The sequence below is a fragment of the Micromonospora carbonacea genome (assembly GCF_014205165.1).
GTDB classification, from domain to species: domain Bacteria; phylum Actinomycetota; class Actinomycetes; order Mycobacteriales; family Micromonosporaceae; genus Micromonospora; species Micromonospora carbonacea.
The window spans coordinates 2,431,311-2,444,124 of the sequence record NZ_JACHMZ010000001.1 but is presented as its reverse complement, the minus strand read 5'-3'; the positions used below and the strand labels follow the sequence as shown (position 1 = coordinate 2,444,124).

Genomic DNA, 12,814 nt, shown 5'->3' with positions numbered 1-12,814 from the left:
TGTCGTGGGAGCGGCGCTCCCTGGCCCGACGCCCGGTCCCCGGGCAGCATGAAGGCATGCAGCGCGAGCAGCTCGCCGATTTCCTCCGTCGCCGACGCGAGGCCATCCGCCCCGCCGAGGTCGGCATCGCCGACGGCCCCCGCCGCCGCACCGCCGGCCTGCGCCGCGAGGAGGTCGCCATGCTCGCCGGCATGTCCGTCGACTACGTCGTCCGCCTCGAACAGGGCCGCAGCAGCCAACCGTCGACCCAGCTGCTCGGTGCCCTGGCCCGGGCCCTGCGCCTGACCGACGACGAGCGAAGCCACCTGTTCCACCTGGCCGGCCACCAGCCGCCGCCCGCCGACGGCGTCGCCCGCCTGGCCCGGGCCGGCCTGGTCCGCCTGCTCGACCTGGTGGGCGACACCCCCGCCATGGTCCTGTCCGACCTCGGCGAGGTCCTGGCGCAGAACCGCATGTCGATCCTGCTCACCGGCGACCACACCGGGCTGGCCGGCGACCGCCGCTACGTCGCCTACCGCTACTTCACCGACCCGGCCGTCCGCGACCTCCACGGCCCCGAGGAATGGCAGCGGCACGCCCGCCAACAGGTGGCCGACCTGCGCGCGGTGGCCGGCCGGCGGGCCGGCGACCCGGCCGTGACCGGCCTGATCGAACGGTTGCGGGCGGTGAGCGACGACTTCCGGCGGCTGTGGGCCGAGCACGAGGTCATGGTGCGCCGGGCCGACCGCAAGACGTTCGTGCACCCGCGCGTGGGCCGCGTCACGATGGACTGCGAAACCCTCGTCACCCCCGACCTCGGCCAGCAACTGCTGGTGCTCACCCCGGCCGACGCCGGGGCCCGGGAGAAACTCGACCTGCTGCGCGTGCTGGGGGTCGAGGAGTTCCCGGCCCGGGTGCCCCACTGACGGAGACGCCCGTGGTGGGCACCTCCCCGGTGGTTCCGGCCCGCCCGCGAAGCCGGGATCACCATCGCGGTGGTCGACCACGACACGCTGACCCGCGACGACCCGCACCGCGCCGTCGCCACCGTGCCCGCCGGCGGCGCGACCGCAGCCGGCAACCAGGCCTACGCCCGACGCGACCTACGGCTCCGAGGGGCTGCCCGATCGGGTCGCCGCCCGGCGGTCATCTGATACCTCCGAATCAGAGTTTCTCAGCCCTCGTCAAAACCATTACAGTCAATGCCTTACTGATTCGATTGATCACTCTCGGCCACCTTTCGTTGCAGAGTCCGGCGCACCACCGGGAAGGGAACTGAAGTCCGTGGTGTCGCGTCGCAACTACTAGAAGGAGCCGTCGACGCAGTTGCCGCACAGGACCACACTCGTTCACGCCCGTCGGTCGGGGCGCACGGCCGTCGCGCTCGTCGCCGCCACGCTGGCTGCCGTCGTGGTCGTTCCGCCGGCGGCCTGAGCCGCTGGTTCGAGGACCGGCGCCGGGTGCCGCCGGCCACATCCTCGGCGCCGGCGCGAGGAACGCGGTGCCGGGTGAATACACCGTGGTGCTCAAGGACGGTGCGGCCGGTCGACGAGCGCCGCCGCAATGTTGCGACTTCCCGGCCCCGGGGATGATCGGACCCGTCGCGGCGGCCAGGGAAACCCCGTCACGAGTCGAACTCCGCCCGGCGCGGGGTCACTTCCCCGGCCGTGAGTTTGTCCAACAGCCGCGACAGCGCAACGGCCTCCTCCCGGGTCAGTCCGGCGGTGAGCCTGCTCTCCGCCTGCTGCCAGAGTCTCTCCACCGTGTGTCGGGTGGCCCAGCCATACTCGGTCAGGAACACCCGGCTCGCCCTGCCCCGGCTGTCGCTGCGTTCACGACGGACCAGTCCACCGCGTTCCATGCGCTGCAGCATCTTGGTCAACGTGGCCGGAGTCGCCTTGACTCGATCACCCAGCTCCGCCTGCGACACACCCTCAGGCTCCCTGATGTTGAGCAGAACCTGTTCTTGGCCGATGTAGATGTCCAGCTGAGTCAGCTTCTTCGCCAGCTCGTTGCGGTACAGCTTCGCCAGGCGAGCCATTCTGTACAGCACGGTTTGGGTGAAGTCGACCTCGGAACCTGTGCCCCCCATGGTGACGTAGCCCCCCCGTGGCCGACACAGCACCGCAGGACCGCGGTTGCCGGGCGGCCGCCACGCTCTTCGTCGAATTGTTCCTGCCGCGGCGTTGCGCCAGGCGAGACGATCGACGGGGACCGGTGTCCCGCCCACAGTTTCGCCTGACGCGGGACTCTACACCCGCTTTGCCCGGTCACGGTTTCTGGTCGGGATGTCGCCTGCGCATTCCTGAGGCGCGGGTACGCCTGCCGCGAAGCCCGAGCGCACGCGATCCCTGACGAGATGCTGCTCACGCGACCGGAGTCAGGCCCGCCTGCTCACCACGACCATGCACACCGCGAGCAGCGAGAGCGCGGCCGTCACGACCGCCGTCGTGTAGCCGGCCGGGATGTCGGCGGGCGAGCCACCGCCCATCCGCCAGGTGAGAACGCCCAACGGAGGCCCGATGGCGAACCCGAGATTGAGCGTGAGCGAGGAGAACGCGCCCGCGGTCGCGCCCCGGTCCGGCGACACCGCGTTCATCACCGCAGCCTGGCACGGGCCGGCGAGCAGGCCGGTGCCCGCGCCGACCAGAGCGAGACGCCACGCGAGGTCGGCCGCGCGCCAGTCACCCGACGCCCCCAGCAGCGCGACGGTGCCGGTGAGCACGAGCGCGGTGCCGAGCACCCCTGCCCGGTGATGGCCCCACCGATCACCGATCATCCCGCCGAAAGGAGCGGCCGCGACCATGCCGGCGGGGAGAGCCAGCAGCACGAGACCGGCCACCGTGGGGGAAACGCGCAGACCGTCCGTCAGGTGGAACGGCGCCAGGAAGCCGAGCGTCCCCGTCACGGCCCCGCCGCAGCACGACGCGATCAGCCAGTACCTCGGCAACGGGTCGGCGAGCATGCCCAGGGCCACGCGTGCGTCTGGTCGCCGCGTCCACACGGCCGTCACGACGATGGCGAGGACCAACAGCGACAATGCCAGGATCGGTGTGCCGCGTGTTGGATCGGCCGCCTGGAGGCCGAGGAGAAACGCCGTGCCGCCGGCCCCGAGCAATATCGCGTCGAGGAGCCACGACCGCCTCGGCAGCGCCAGCCCCATGTCGTCTGCGGGGATCGAGCGGAGGCCGAGCCAGCCCGCGACGAAGCAGATCGGCACATTGATCAGGAACACCGAACGCCACCCGGATGCCTCGATCAGCGCGCCACCGAGCGCGGGCCCGACGGCGGCGCCCAGCGGGCCCAACGCGGCGACCACCCCGACCGCGCGGCCCATCATCTGCGGCCGGACCGAGCGGGCGATGGTGGCGAGCACCAGCGCGGAGATCAACGCGCCGAACAGACCCTGCATCACGCGTGCCGCGACCACCGTGCCGAGACGGTCCGCCACCGCCACCAGCACGCTAGCCACGCCGAAGCCGCAGACCGCGAGGAGGAACGCCTGCCGCTTCGACATGGTGTCCGCCCAGCGGCCGAGCGGCAGGCCGAGGGCGACCAGCGGCAGCGCGTACCCGAGGACCACCCACTGCACGGTGGTCGGCCCGACCCCCAGGTCGGTGCCGAGCGTCGGCAACGCGACGCCGACGATCGTCATGTCCGCCCCGGTGATGAACACCGTGATCCCAACCGCGACCACCGCGCCCCAACGGTCGGCCCCGCGTGTGCTGCTCGGCGTCCGTTCGCGCGCGGTCATTCCCTCTGCCGGCTGCCGGCCGTCATGCGCCGCGCGACCTCGGCGACCCGGGCACCGTAGACGCGCGCCGCGCTCAGCTCCGCGCCGGAGGGACCAGGCTGGCCGATCGAGGCGAGGGCGGACACCCCGTACGGATTGCCGATGGCCTTCAACTCGTCGCCGAGGTAGCCGGGAGAGACGTAGATCGCACCCCAGTGGTGGAACACGTGCGACAGCGCAAGCAGCGTGGACTCGTGCCCACCGTGCGCGGTGCCGACGCTCACGAGACCACCGACGACCTTGTCGGCCAACTCGTCGACGAACCACAACGGACCGGTGGTTTCGAGGAACTGCATGATCGGGGAGGCGAGGTTGCCGTACCTGGTGGGCGAGCCGATGATGATGGCGTCGGCCCACCGCAGGTCGTCGTGCGTCGGCGGCGCCAGGTGCGCGGAGGCGTCCAGGTTCGCGACCCAGTCCGGGTTCGCCGCGATCACCTGGGGCGGCGCGGTCTCCTGGGCGCGGCGCAGCCGCACCTCGGCGCCCTCCTTCTCAGCCCCCTCCGACACCGCCTCGGCGAGGCGACGCGTAGTTCCGGTAGTGCTGTAGAACGCGACAAGCACGCGGACCGACATGCATTTCCTTTCCCCTGCTGCCCAACCAAGTCTGGCACCAAGCTAACATATTAGTTAGCCGGGCAAGTATCTACAGGAGGATGAATGGACTTGGGCCTTCGAGACCGCGCCGTGCTCGTCACGGGCGGATCATCGAACATCGGAGCGGCGACCGCGATCGCGTTCGGACGGGAGGGCGCACGCGTCACGTTGACGTACAAGTCGAACAAGGAGGCGGCCGAGAAGGTGGCCGCCCGGGTGGAGCAGGAGGGCGGCACCGCCCACACCGTGCCGTTCGACCTCGAGGACAGCGGTGCTCCCGCCAGGCTGATCGATGCCGTCGTGGAGAAGTGGGGCGGGCTGGACGTCCTCGTGAACAACGCGGTGCGCTGGGCGGACCACAATCCGACCCAGGGCCCCCGGAAGTTCGAGGACGAGACCGACGACAGCTGGGTCACTCTCATCGACGCGAACCTGACCGCGCAGTTGCAGGTGCTGCAGGCCGCGCTGCCCGCGCTGCGACGCAGCGGTAGCGGCCGGATCGTCAACGTCTCCACCTCGCTCGTCGAGCGCGGCATGGTCGGCTCGGTCGCCTACACCGCGGCGAAGTCGGGTCTCTACGGCGCGAGCAGGAGCCTCTCCTGGGAGGTCGGGCGCGACGGCGTGCTCGTCAACGTGGTCATGCCGGGCTGGGTCATCGACGGCAAGGACCTGCCGTTCGAGATTCCCCAGGCCCTCATGGACGAGCAGACCTCCCGCCTCCCCACCGGCCAGTTGCCGTCCTGCCAGCACGTGGCCGATGCCGTGGTGTTCCTCGCGTCCCAGGCGAACAAGAGCATCACCGGCGAGATCGTCCGGGTCACCGGCGGTATGTCCTGACCTGAGACAAGCCTGAGCCCCGGTACGCGGCCACGTACCGGGGCTCAGGCGTCCGGTGGCACGGATGACACCGGTCAGGCCGGCACCGCCTCCAGCACGCTCTCGGCGCGCGGGTCGGCATCCCGGGCGTGCCTCACCTCGGTCACCCGGAAACCCGCCCGCGACAACAAGTCGCGCATCTCGGCCTCGGTGCGATAGCGCCCGCCGAGCACCATCAGCATGCCGAGATCTGCCATGCGACCCGGGTTGAAGCCCGGCCGTTCGGTCAGCAGCGCGTCGAAGACCATGAGCCGCGCCGACGGGCTCATCGCGGAGCGGACGTTGCCGAGGATGGTCAGCACCTGCTCGTCGTCGAAGTCGTGCAGCACCCGCGAGATCGTGTAGACGTCCCCACCCGCCGGCACGGAGTCGAAGGCGGTGCCGCCGACCACCCGCACCCTGGCGGCCAGGCCGAGGCCGGCCAGGTGCTCGCGCGCCGCGTCGGAGGACTCCGGCAGGTCGAACAGCACGCCGGTGAGCCCCGGCCGGTCGACGAGCACCGCTGCCAGCAACGCGCCCACGCCACCGCCCACGTCCACGACCGTGCCCTCGGCGCCGAAGTCGCACTGCGCGACCACCAGGGGCACCGCGGTCTCCCGACCCATCGCGGCGTCGAATGTCGCACGGGCCTTCGGGTCCTCGGCGATGTAGGAGAAGTACGGCTTTCCGTACACCACGTCGAACGCCGGCCGCCCGGTGTGCGCGGTGTGCAGCACCTCCGCGCACGCCGCGTACGCCTCCTCGCCGTGCAGGATCGCGATGTACTTGTGGGTGTTCGGCACCGACGAGCGCAGGTACTCGGCCGGCCCGTTCAGCTCGAACCGGCCGGGCGACGGCTCGGCGAAGACCCCGGCCGAGACCAGGGCCCGCAGGAACCGGGCCAGGGCCGTCGGATCGGCACCGACCTCCCCGGCCAGCGCCTCGATGTCTCTGGGCCCGTCGGCCAGCGCGTCCGCGACGTCCAGCTTGGCCGCGACGTACAACGCCTGCTGCAACCAGGCGCCGAACATCAGGCGCATGATGACGGCACGGTCCTGCAACTGGGGTGGCGGCTCGGACGACGGCGCCGCCGACGGCACTGCTGACACCTGGGTCATGCTTGGCTCCTCCGCGGGTTGTCCCAGTGGTAGAAGGATCTCGCCATGGCGTCCACCGGGGACCGCCACCGCTGCGGGTCGTACGGGGTGACGTAGGGCTCGAGGTCGGCGCTCAGGTTGACGAACAGTGGGTCACGCCGCGCCTCGTCCACGCGCGCGCGGAACTCCGCGTCGGTCTCGATCAGGTGGAAGTACAGCCCGTGGAACTCGAACAGCGTGCGGCTGCGCACGCCGATCCGCTGCGGCAGGTCCGTGGCGTCCGACGCGGCGAACAGGTCGGCGACCGTCCGTTCCGCGCCGTCGTTCAGTCTCGCGACGATCAGGGTGCGGTGCACCGGTTCACTCACGATCGGTCCTCTTTCCCATCAGACGAGGAAGGTCGGGGTCGGCAACCCCAGCTCGATGCGGCCGAGCCGCTTGACCGCCTCCTGGCCGAACGCGACGTGCTGCGACGCGGCGTGAACGTCCCGGAAGCAGCGCTGCAACGGGTGCCCCGCGTACAGCGACCTCGCGCCGCACGAGTGGAAGGCGGTCTCCACGACCTCTCGCGCGGTGGTCATGGCGTGCACGACGGCCCCCGCGAGCCGCGCCCGCACCGGCGGTGGCGCCCCGTTTCCCGACGCGACGGCCTCGGTCACCAGGCCGATCGCGTCGACGACGAGAGCTCGCGCCGCGCGTACCGCGGACTCGCACCTCAGGATCGCGGCCTGCGTCACCGGTTCCTCCGCCATCGAGGTGCCGGCGGGCTGGCGGGTCCTCGCGTGCGCGGCGGCGTGGAACTCGTCGAGCGCGCGCCGGGCCACCCCGAGGGGGAAACCGGCCATCATCGTCATCAGGAAGCTGAACATCGAGGCCCCGTACAGCGGTCCCGGCTGTTTCGCCTGTTCGAAGAAGGGGTCGGCGGTCAGTTCCCGCGGCACGACGGTGCCGCGCACCACGACGTCATGGCTGCCCGTGCCCCGCAGGCCCGCCACCCGCCAGGTGTCGACGATGTCGGTCTCGCCCGCCGGCACGAACGCCATGCGTTGCGCCGGTGCCCCCTGCGCGGTGGTGACCGGCACGCCGTCCCGGGTCGCCACGAAGCCGGCCATCAGCAGGTCGCTGTGGGCGCACCCGCTGGTGAACGGCCAACGGCCGGACAGCCGGTAGCCGTCGCCGGTCTCCTCGCCCCGGCCGGCGGGCGCCATCGAACTCGCGACGATCGGCCGAGGGTGGACGGCGACCAGATCGGCCGCGGCGGCAGGCTCCAGCCAGGCGAGGAAGCCCGCCCCCTGGCCGATGAGCAGTGTCCAGCCCGCCGAGGGGTCGGCGCGCGACATCTCCTCGATGACCTCGACCACGGTCAGCGGCGGGCACTCGAGCCCACCGAACACCGCAGGCAACGCCATGCTGAACAGGCCGGTGTCCCGGAACCGGGCGACCAGGTCCGCCGGCAGGGTACGGGCCCGCTCGATCTCCTCACCCCTCCCGTCGACTTCGGCGGCCACCGCCCGGGCCACCTCCACCACGGATTCAGGGGAGGTTGTCGTGGTCGTCTGCACGTGCACGGATCACACTCCTCACACCTGGAAGATCGCCGGGGGCACCGGGAGACCGAGCCACGCACGGCTCAGCCGCTCCCGGGAGTCGGCGGAGAACGCGATGTGCTGCCCCGCCGCGTGCATGTCGCGCAGGCAGCGCTGCAGCGGCGAGTGGTCGAACAGCGCGGACGCACCGGCCTGGTGGAACGCCCTGCTGACGATCCCTCGGGCGACGTCGAACGCGTGGACCGTCGCGGCCGCGAGCCCGGCCCGTTGCCGCAGACCCAGCTCCCGGCCCGACTCGACGGTGTCCCAGACGTCCGCCGCCGCGTCGAGCACACCGGCCCGCGCCGCCCGGAGCGCGGCGTGGTCGGCGACCAGCTCGGTGTTCACGAGCGGGTCGTCGAGCAGAGTGTGCCGGGCGCCGACCCGCTGCTTGGTCGTCGCGAGTGCGGCCAGCTCGTCGAGCGCCCGCCCCGCGACGCCGAGCGGAAAGCCGGCGAACAGCACCATCAACACGTTGTACGGCGACAGGCGGTACAGCGGCCCCGGCTGGTGCGACGGCTCGGCGAACGGCACCGCGGTGCGCCGGACCGGCACCACGACCTCGCTGACGGCGATGTCGTGGCTGCCGGTGCCGGCCAGCCCGGCCACGTGCCAGGTGTCGTGCACCGTCACCTCATCGGCGGCGAAGAACGCGACCCGCATCCCCGGCCTGCCGTTCTCGTCCAGCTTCGGCCGCCCGTTCTCGCGTACGACGAACCCGCCCATCAGCACGTCGGCGTGGGAGCAGCCGCTGGAGAACGGCCACCGGCCGGTGACCCGGTAGGCGGTGCCGTCCGCCATCAGCTCGCCCCTTCCCACCGGAGCCATCGATCCCGCCACGATCGGGCAGGGGTTCGTGGCCACGATCTCCTCCGCCGTACCGGGTGGGAGCCAGGCGAGGAACGCCGAGGTGTTGCCGATCAGCACCGACCAGCCCACGGAGGCGTCCGCCCTCGACACCGTCTCGATGGCGGGGATGAGCTCCTCCGGTCGACATTCCAGGCCGCCGAGCGATGCGGGCAGGCCCATGGCGAACAGGCCGCCGTCGCGCAGCTTGCCGACGAGCTCGGCGGGCAGCGTGCGGTCGGCCTCGGCGCGGTCCGCCAGCGCCGAGACCGTGTCCGCCAACTCCTCGGCCGCCGCGACCGGCCGCAGGGTCGTCGCCGTCATGCCGCCGACCCGTCGGCCCCGACGGCGGCCAGCGCCTCGATCTTCTTCTTGATGACGTCCATCTGCACGCCGGTGTTGCGGTTGATCCGCTCGGTCATGCCGGCGTCGTCCACCGGCGCGTCGGGGCGCATCGCGAAGTCCTGCTCCCAGCGCATCAGCACTCCGCCGTCAACCTCGCGATAGCTCCACCGGATGTCCATGTGCAGGAACGGGCCCGGCTCGACCCGCCGGGCGGTGACCGTACGGGTCGCCTCGTCCGGCCGGCGCTCCGAAACCCAGGACCAGACGCGACCCTCCTCGTCGGGGTGCATGGTCAGCCGGAACCGCACCACGCCGTCCTGCTCGGAGAGGATCTCGACCGCTGCGTACTCGGTGAACAGGGACGGCCAGTCGGCGAGGTCGTTGGTGCGTCGCCACACCAGGTCCATCGGGGCGGCGATGAGCACCTCGTTGTCGGTGTGCGCCACGGTCAGCCCACCTTCCGCAGGTTGTCGTTGACCATGGACACGAACTCGGTGACGCGTTCGAGCTGCTGGGACTCCTCGGGCAGATTGACGCCGCGCCCCCGTTCGATCGCCGTGATCACGCCGAGCAGCCCGAGCGAGTCCACCCCGATGTCCTCGAAGGTCGTCGAGTCGTCGATGCTGTCCGCCGCGGCCACGGCGCCGGTCTCCGAGGCGAGCAGTTGGACCAGCTCCGTCATCGTCAGCCCGGCTGCGGCAGGGTGCGCCGTGGTGACCTGGTTGTCGCTCATACGTTTCTCCCTCAGTTGAGCCGTTCTGGCGAGCTGAGCACTAGCGCGGAGGTGAAGCCACCGAAACCGCGGGCGAGCAGGAGCGCGTGGCGCAGCGGGACGATCCGCGCCACGTCGGTGACGAGGTCCAGGTCGACCGCCACGTCCGACGCGGCCACCCCCGGGGTCGGTGGGACAGCGCCGGTGGCCAGCGCGAGCGTCGCCGTCACCAGGTCGACGACCGCCGAAGCCGAGTAGGCCCGCCCGGTCCCCGCCTTCGGCACGGTGACCGGGATCCCGTCCAACCGGCTGCCGAACACGGTGCGCAACGCGTCCGCCTCGGCCGCGTCGGCCCTCGGCACCCCCATGCCGTCGGCGAAGACCACGTCGATGTCCGCCGGCCGCAACGCCGCGTCGGCGAGGGCGAGCCGGATCGCCGCAGCGAGCGCCTCCGCGCTGCGGCCCCACCCTTCCTCGTCGTCCGGGCCCCCGGGGTTCCGACCGGCGAAGGTGGCCGCGTGCCCGGTGAGCACGCCGAGGGCGGACGCGCCACGCTCCCGCGCGTGGTCGGCGTCCTCCAGCACGACGACCGCCCCGCCCTCGCCGGGCAGGTAACCGCTCGTGTTCCGGGCGAAGGGCCGGTACCCGCCGTCCTCGGCGAGCAGCCCGGAGCGCAGTTGGCAGGTGAGCGCGTACGGGCTGATCGGGGCCTCGGTGCCGCCACAGACCTGCACGCGGCAACCCTGGCGGACGGCGGCCCTGGCGTGCGCGACCGCGTCGAGGCCGCCTGCCGACTCCGTGCAGACCACGGCGCACGGTCCGCGCAGGCCGTGCGCGATCGAGAGCTGGCCGGTCGAGGCCGCGTAGAACCACGCGATCGACTGGTACGGCCCGACGAACCTCGGCCCGTTCGCCCACAGGGCCTGAATCTCCCGCTGGCCGAACGCGTTGCCACCGGAGGAGGCGGAGGTCGTCACGCCGACGTCGAACGGGTCCACGACGGCCAGGTCCAGGCGTGCGTGGTCCAGCGCCTGCCGGGCGGCGACCAGCGCGAACTGCGTCCACAGATCGGTCTGCACCACCACCCTCCGGTCGATCGCGTCGCTCGGGTCGAACTGCCGTACCTCGCCCGCCCAGCGCACCGGATACCGGCCTGGGTCGAACCGGCTGATCGGCGCGATGCCGCTGGTCCCCGACAGCGCCGACGCCCAGAACTCGCGCGTGCCGGACCCGGTCGGGGCCACCACGCCGAGTCCCGTGAGCACGACGTCCGTCATCGGCGGCCCCTCCGTCCCGCCCGGTCGAGCACGACAGCCGACTGGAAGCCGCCGAACCCGCTGCCGACGCTCAGCACCAGGTCCGTCTTGAGCTCCCGCGCCTGGTTCGGCACGTAGTCGAGGTCGCACTCGGGGTCGGGGTGGGCGTAGTTCGCCGTCGGCGGGACGACCCCCCGGTCCATCGCGAGCACGCACGCCACGAGCTCGAGGCTGCCGATCGCGCCGAGGGAGTGCCCGATCATCGACTTGATCGAACTCATCGGCGTACGGCGGGCGTGCTCCCCGAGGCTCCGCTTCACCGCGGCTGTCTCGTGCCGGTCGTTCTGCTTGGTGCTGGAACCGTGGGCGTTGACGTAGCCGACCTCGTCCGGAGCGGCCTTCGCCCGGTTCAGGGCGGTGGTGATGGCCCGCGCCATCTCGATGCCCGACGTGGTGAGGCCGGTCATGTGGTAGGCGTTGCCAAACGTGCCGAACCCGCCGACCTCGCAGTAGATCGGCGCGCCACGGCGCAGCGCGTGCCCGATCTCCTCGAGCACCAGCACGGCGGCGCCCTCGCCGAGCACGAAGCCGTCGCGGGTCGCGTCGAAGGGCCGGGACGCCGCCTCCGGCTCGTCGTTGCGGGTGCTGGTCGCCTTGATCGCGTCGAAGCACGCCACGGAGATCGGCGAGATCGGCGCGTCGGCTGCGCCCGCGATCACCACGTCGGCCCGGCCGCTCTCGATCAGCCCCGCTCCGTGGCCGACCGCGTCCAGCCCGGAGGTGCAGCCGGTGGACACGGTCATCACCTGACCTCGTGCGCCGTGCGCGGTGGCCACCTCGGCGGCGAGCGTGCTCGGCACCAGCGCGTGGTAGAGGAACTCGTGCGCCCGCGCCGGGTCGACGAGCCACTCCGCGCCCCCGCCGGACACCTCCACGTACTCGTCCTCGAGCTTGATGGTCGCGCCGACCGCGGTGCCCATGCTGACCCCGAGCCGCCACGGGTCCACCTGCGCGGCGCTCAGCCCGGCGTCCTCGACCGCCTCGCGGGCGGCGACCAGGCCGAACTGCACGTGCCGGTCGAGGCGATACACGTCCTCGGGCCGCAGTCCCTCGGCCAGCGGGTCGAAGTCGCACTCGGCCGCGATCCGTGAGCGGAACCGGGACGCGTCGAACAGTGACATGGCCCTGGTCGCGGTGCGCCCGGCCACGAGCAGCTCCCAGAAGTCCTTGATGCCGATGCCGCCCGGCGCGACGACGCCGAGGCCGGTGACGGCGACCCGTCGTCTCATCTGCCACCGCCCGGGGCGTCAGCCTCCGCCGACTCGGTGTCGACATGCCCGAGCTCCGGACGCGGAGCGAGCGGGCCGAGCTGGAAGACCGCGTGGACCTCGGTGTCGCCGGTGTTGCGCAGGCGGTGGCGGGTGCCGGGCGGCACCAGCAGAGCGTCGCCCGCGCGCAGCTGCCACGGCTCACCGTCGAGGTCGACGGCGAGGTCGCCGGTCACCACGTAGAGGAACTCCTCGGAGTAGGGATGGTAGTGCTCGGCGATCCGCTCCCCGGGTGCCAGCCGCGCCACGCCGAGGAAACCGGAGACGGAGTGGGCGTTGCGCGGGCTGAGAAGCGTGCGGATCACCCCGCCGCGTCTGCGGTCCGCCGGGATGTCGAACTCGTGGACGCGGTGGATGGCCCGGTCCGGCGGTCGCGAGTGGACGGGGGCCGCGTTCCCGGCCTGGATGGTGTCCATGTCGT

General features: G+C 72.0%; 14 protein-coding genes. 2 read left to right on the top strand and 12 right to left on the bottom strand.

The annotated features are described in order from the left end of the window. Nucleotides 1-56: 56 nt before the first annotated feature. Nucleotides 57-905: a helix-turn-helix transcriptional regulator gene (locus HDA31_RS10640; protein ID WP_178064922.1), complete on the top strand. Its 849-nt coding sequence runs from the start codon at nucleotides 57-59 to the stop codon at nucleotides 903-905. 698 nt (nucleotides 906-1,603) lie between these two features. Here the strand turns inward: HDA31_RS10640 and HDA31_RS10635 are convergent. From HDA31_RS10635 to wrbA, 3 genes are all read right to left on the bottom strand, one after another. Further along, nucleotides 1,604-2,020: a MarR family winged helix-turn-helix transcriptional regulator gene (locus HDA31_RS10635; protein WP_219824894.1), complete on the bottom strand. Its 417-nt coding sequence runs from the start codon at nucleotides 2,018-2,020 to the stop codon at nucleotides 1,604-1,606. Nucleotides 2,021-2,359: 339 nt separating this feature from the next. Beyond that, the gene (locus HDA31_RS10630; RefSeq protein WP_178064920.1) at nucleotides 2,360-3,733 is read right to left on the bottom strand and encodes an MFS transporter; all 1,374 of its coding nucleotides are present in this window, start codon (nucleotides 3,731-3,733) and stop codon (nucleotides 2,360-2,362) included. Then, a complete protein-coding gene (gene wrbA, locus HDA31_RS10625; RefSeq protein WP_074473065.1) occupies nucleotides 3,730-4,347 on the bottom strand; it encodes an NAD(P)H:quinone oxidoreductase in 618 nt (205 codons plus the stop codon). The genes HDA31_RS10630 and wrbA overlap by 4 nt, the downstream gene beginning before the upstream one ends. An 84-nt stretch (nucleotides 4,348-4,431) precedes the next feature. On the opposite strand from wrbA, the gene HDA31_RS10620 reads away from it, so the two are divergent. Beyond that, on the top strand, nucleotides 4,432-5,205 hold the full coding sequence (locus tag HDA31_RS10620; protein WP_178064919.1) for an SDR family NAD(P)-dependent oxidoreductase: 774 nt from the start codon (nucleotides 4,432-4,434) through the stop codon (nucleotides 5,203-5,205). A gap of 74 nt (nucleotides 5,206-5,279) precedes the next feature. Here HDA31_RS10620 and HDA31_RS10615 read toward each other — a convergent pair whose 3' ends face one another. Genes HDA31_RS10615 through HDA31_RS10575 form a run of 9 tightly spaced genes read right to left on the bottom strand, consistent with a single transcriptional unit; the run spans nucleotide 5,280 to nucleotide 12,809 of the window. Then, nucleotides 5,280-6,341 (bottom strand): methyltransferase, encoded by a 1,062-nt coding sequence (locus tag HDA31_RS10615; RefSeq protein ID WP_178064918.1) that lies wholly within the window; start codon nucleotides 6,339-6,341, stop codon nucleotides 5,280-5,282. After that, nucleotides 6,338-6,688, bottom strand: a complete 351-nt coding sequence (locus tag HDA31_RS10610) for a TcmI family type II polyketide cyclase (protein ID WP_376701376.1) — start codon at nucleotides 6,686-6,688, stop codon at nucleotides 6,338-6,340. Before HDA31_RS10610 ends, HDA31_RS10615 begins: the two co-directional genes overlap by 4 nt. An 18-nt stretch (nucleotides 6,689-6,706) precedes the next feature. Then, on the bottom strand, nucleotides 6,707-7,888 hold the full coding sequence (locus tag HDA31_RS32925; protein WP_178064917.1) for an acyl-CoA dehydrogenase family protein: 1,182 nt from the start codon (nucleotides 7,886-7,888) through the stop codon (nucleotides 6,707-6,709). Between the two features lie 12 nt (nucleotides 7,889-7,900). Beyond that, complete coding sequence (locus HDA31_RS10600) at nucleotides 7,901-9,076, bottom strand: acyl-CoA dehydrogenase family protein (RefSeq protein ID WP_074473061.1); 1,176 nt, start codon at nucleotides 9,074-9,076, stop codon at nucleotides 7,901-7,903. Beyond that, nucleotides 9,073-9,543, bottom strand: a complete 471-nt coding sequence (locus HDA31_RS10595; protein WP_219824893.1) for an SRPBCC family protein — start codon at nucleotides 9,541-9,543, stop codon at nucleotides 9,073-9,075. The genes HDA31_RS10600 and HDA31_RS10595 overlap by 4 nt, the downstream gene beginning before the upstream one ends. A gap of 2 nt (nucleotides 9,544-9,545) precedes the next feature. Continuing rightward, on the bottom strand, nucleotides 9,546-9,830 hold the full coding sequence (locus HDA31_RS10590) for an acyl carrier protein (RefSeq protein WP_178064916.1): 285 nt from the start codon (nucleotides 9,828-9,830) through the stop codon (nucleotides 9,546-9,548). A gap of 11 nt (nucleotides 9,831-9,841) precedes the next feature. Next, nucleotides 9,842-11,086, bottom strand: coding sequence for a beta-ketoacyl synthase N-terminal-like domain-containing protein (locus HDA31_RS10585; protein ID WP_074473059.1), 1,245 nt, complete (start codon nucleotides 11,084-11,086; stop codon nucleotides 9,842-9,844). After that, nucleotides 11,083-12,354 (bottom strand): beta-ketoacyl-[acyl-carrier-protein] synthase family protein, encoded by a 1,272-nt coding sequence (locus HDA31_RS10580; RefSeq protein WP_178064915.1) that lies wholly within the window; start codon nucleotides 12,352-12,354, stop codon nucleotides 11,083-11,085. The genes HDA31_RS10585 and HDA31_RS10580 overlap by 4 nt, the downstream gene beginning before the upstream one ends. Next, a complete protein-coding gene (locus tag HDA31_RS10575) occupies nucleotides 12,351-12,809 on the bottom strand; it encodes a cupin domain-containing protein (RefSeq protein WP_083302487.1) in 459 nt (152 codons plus the stop codon). Before HDA31_RS10575 ends, HDA31_RS10580 begins: the two co-directional genes overlap by 4 nt. Nucleotides 12,810-12,814 lie beyond the last annotated feature (5 nt).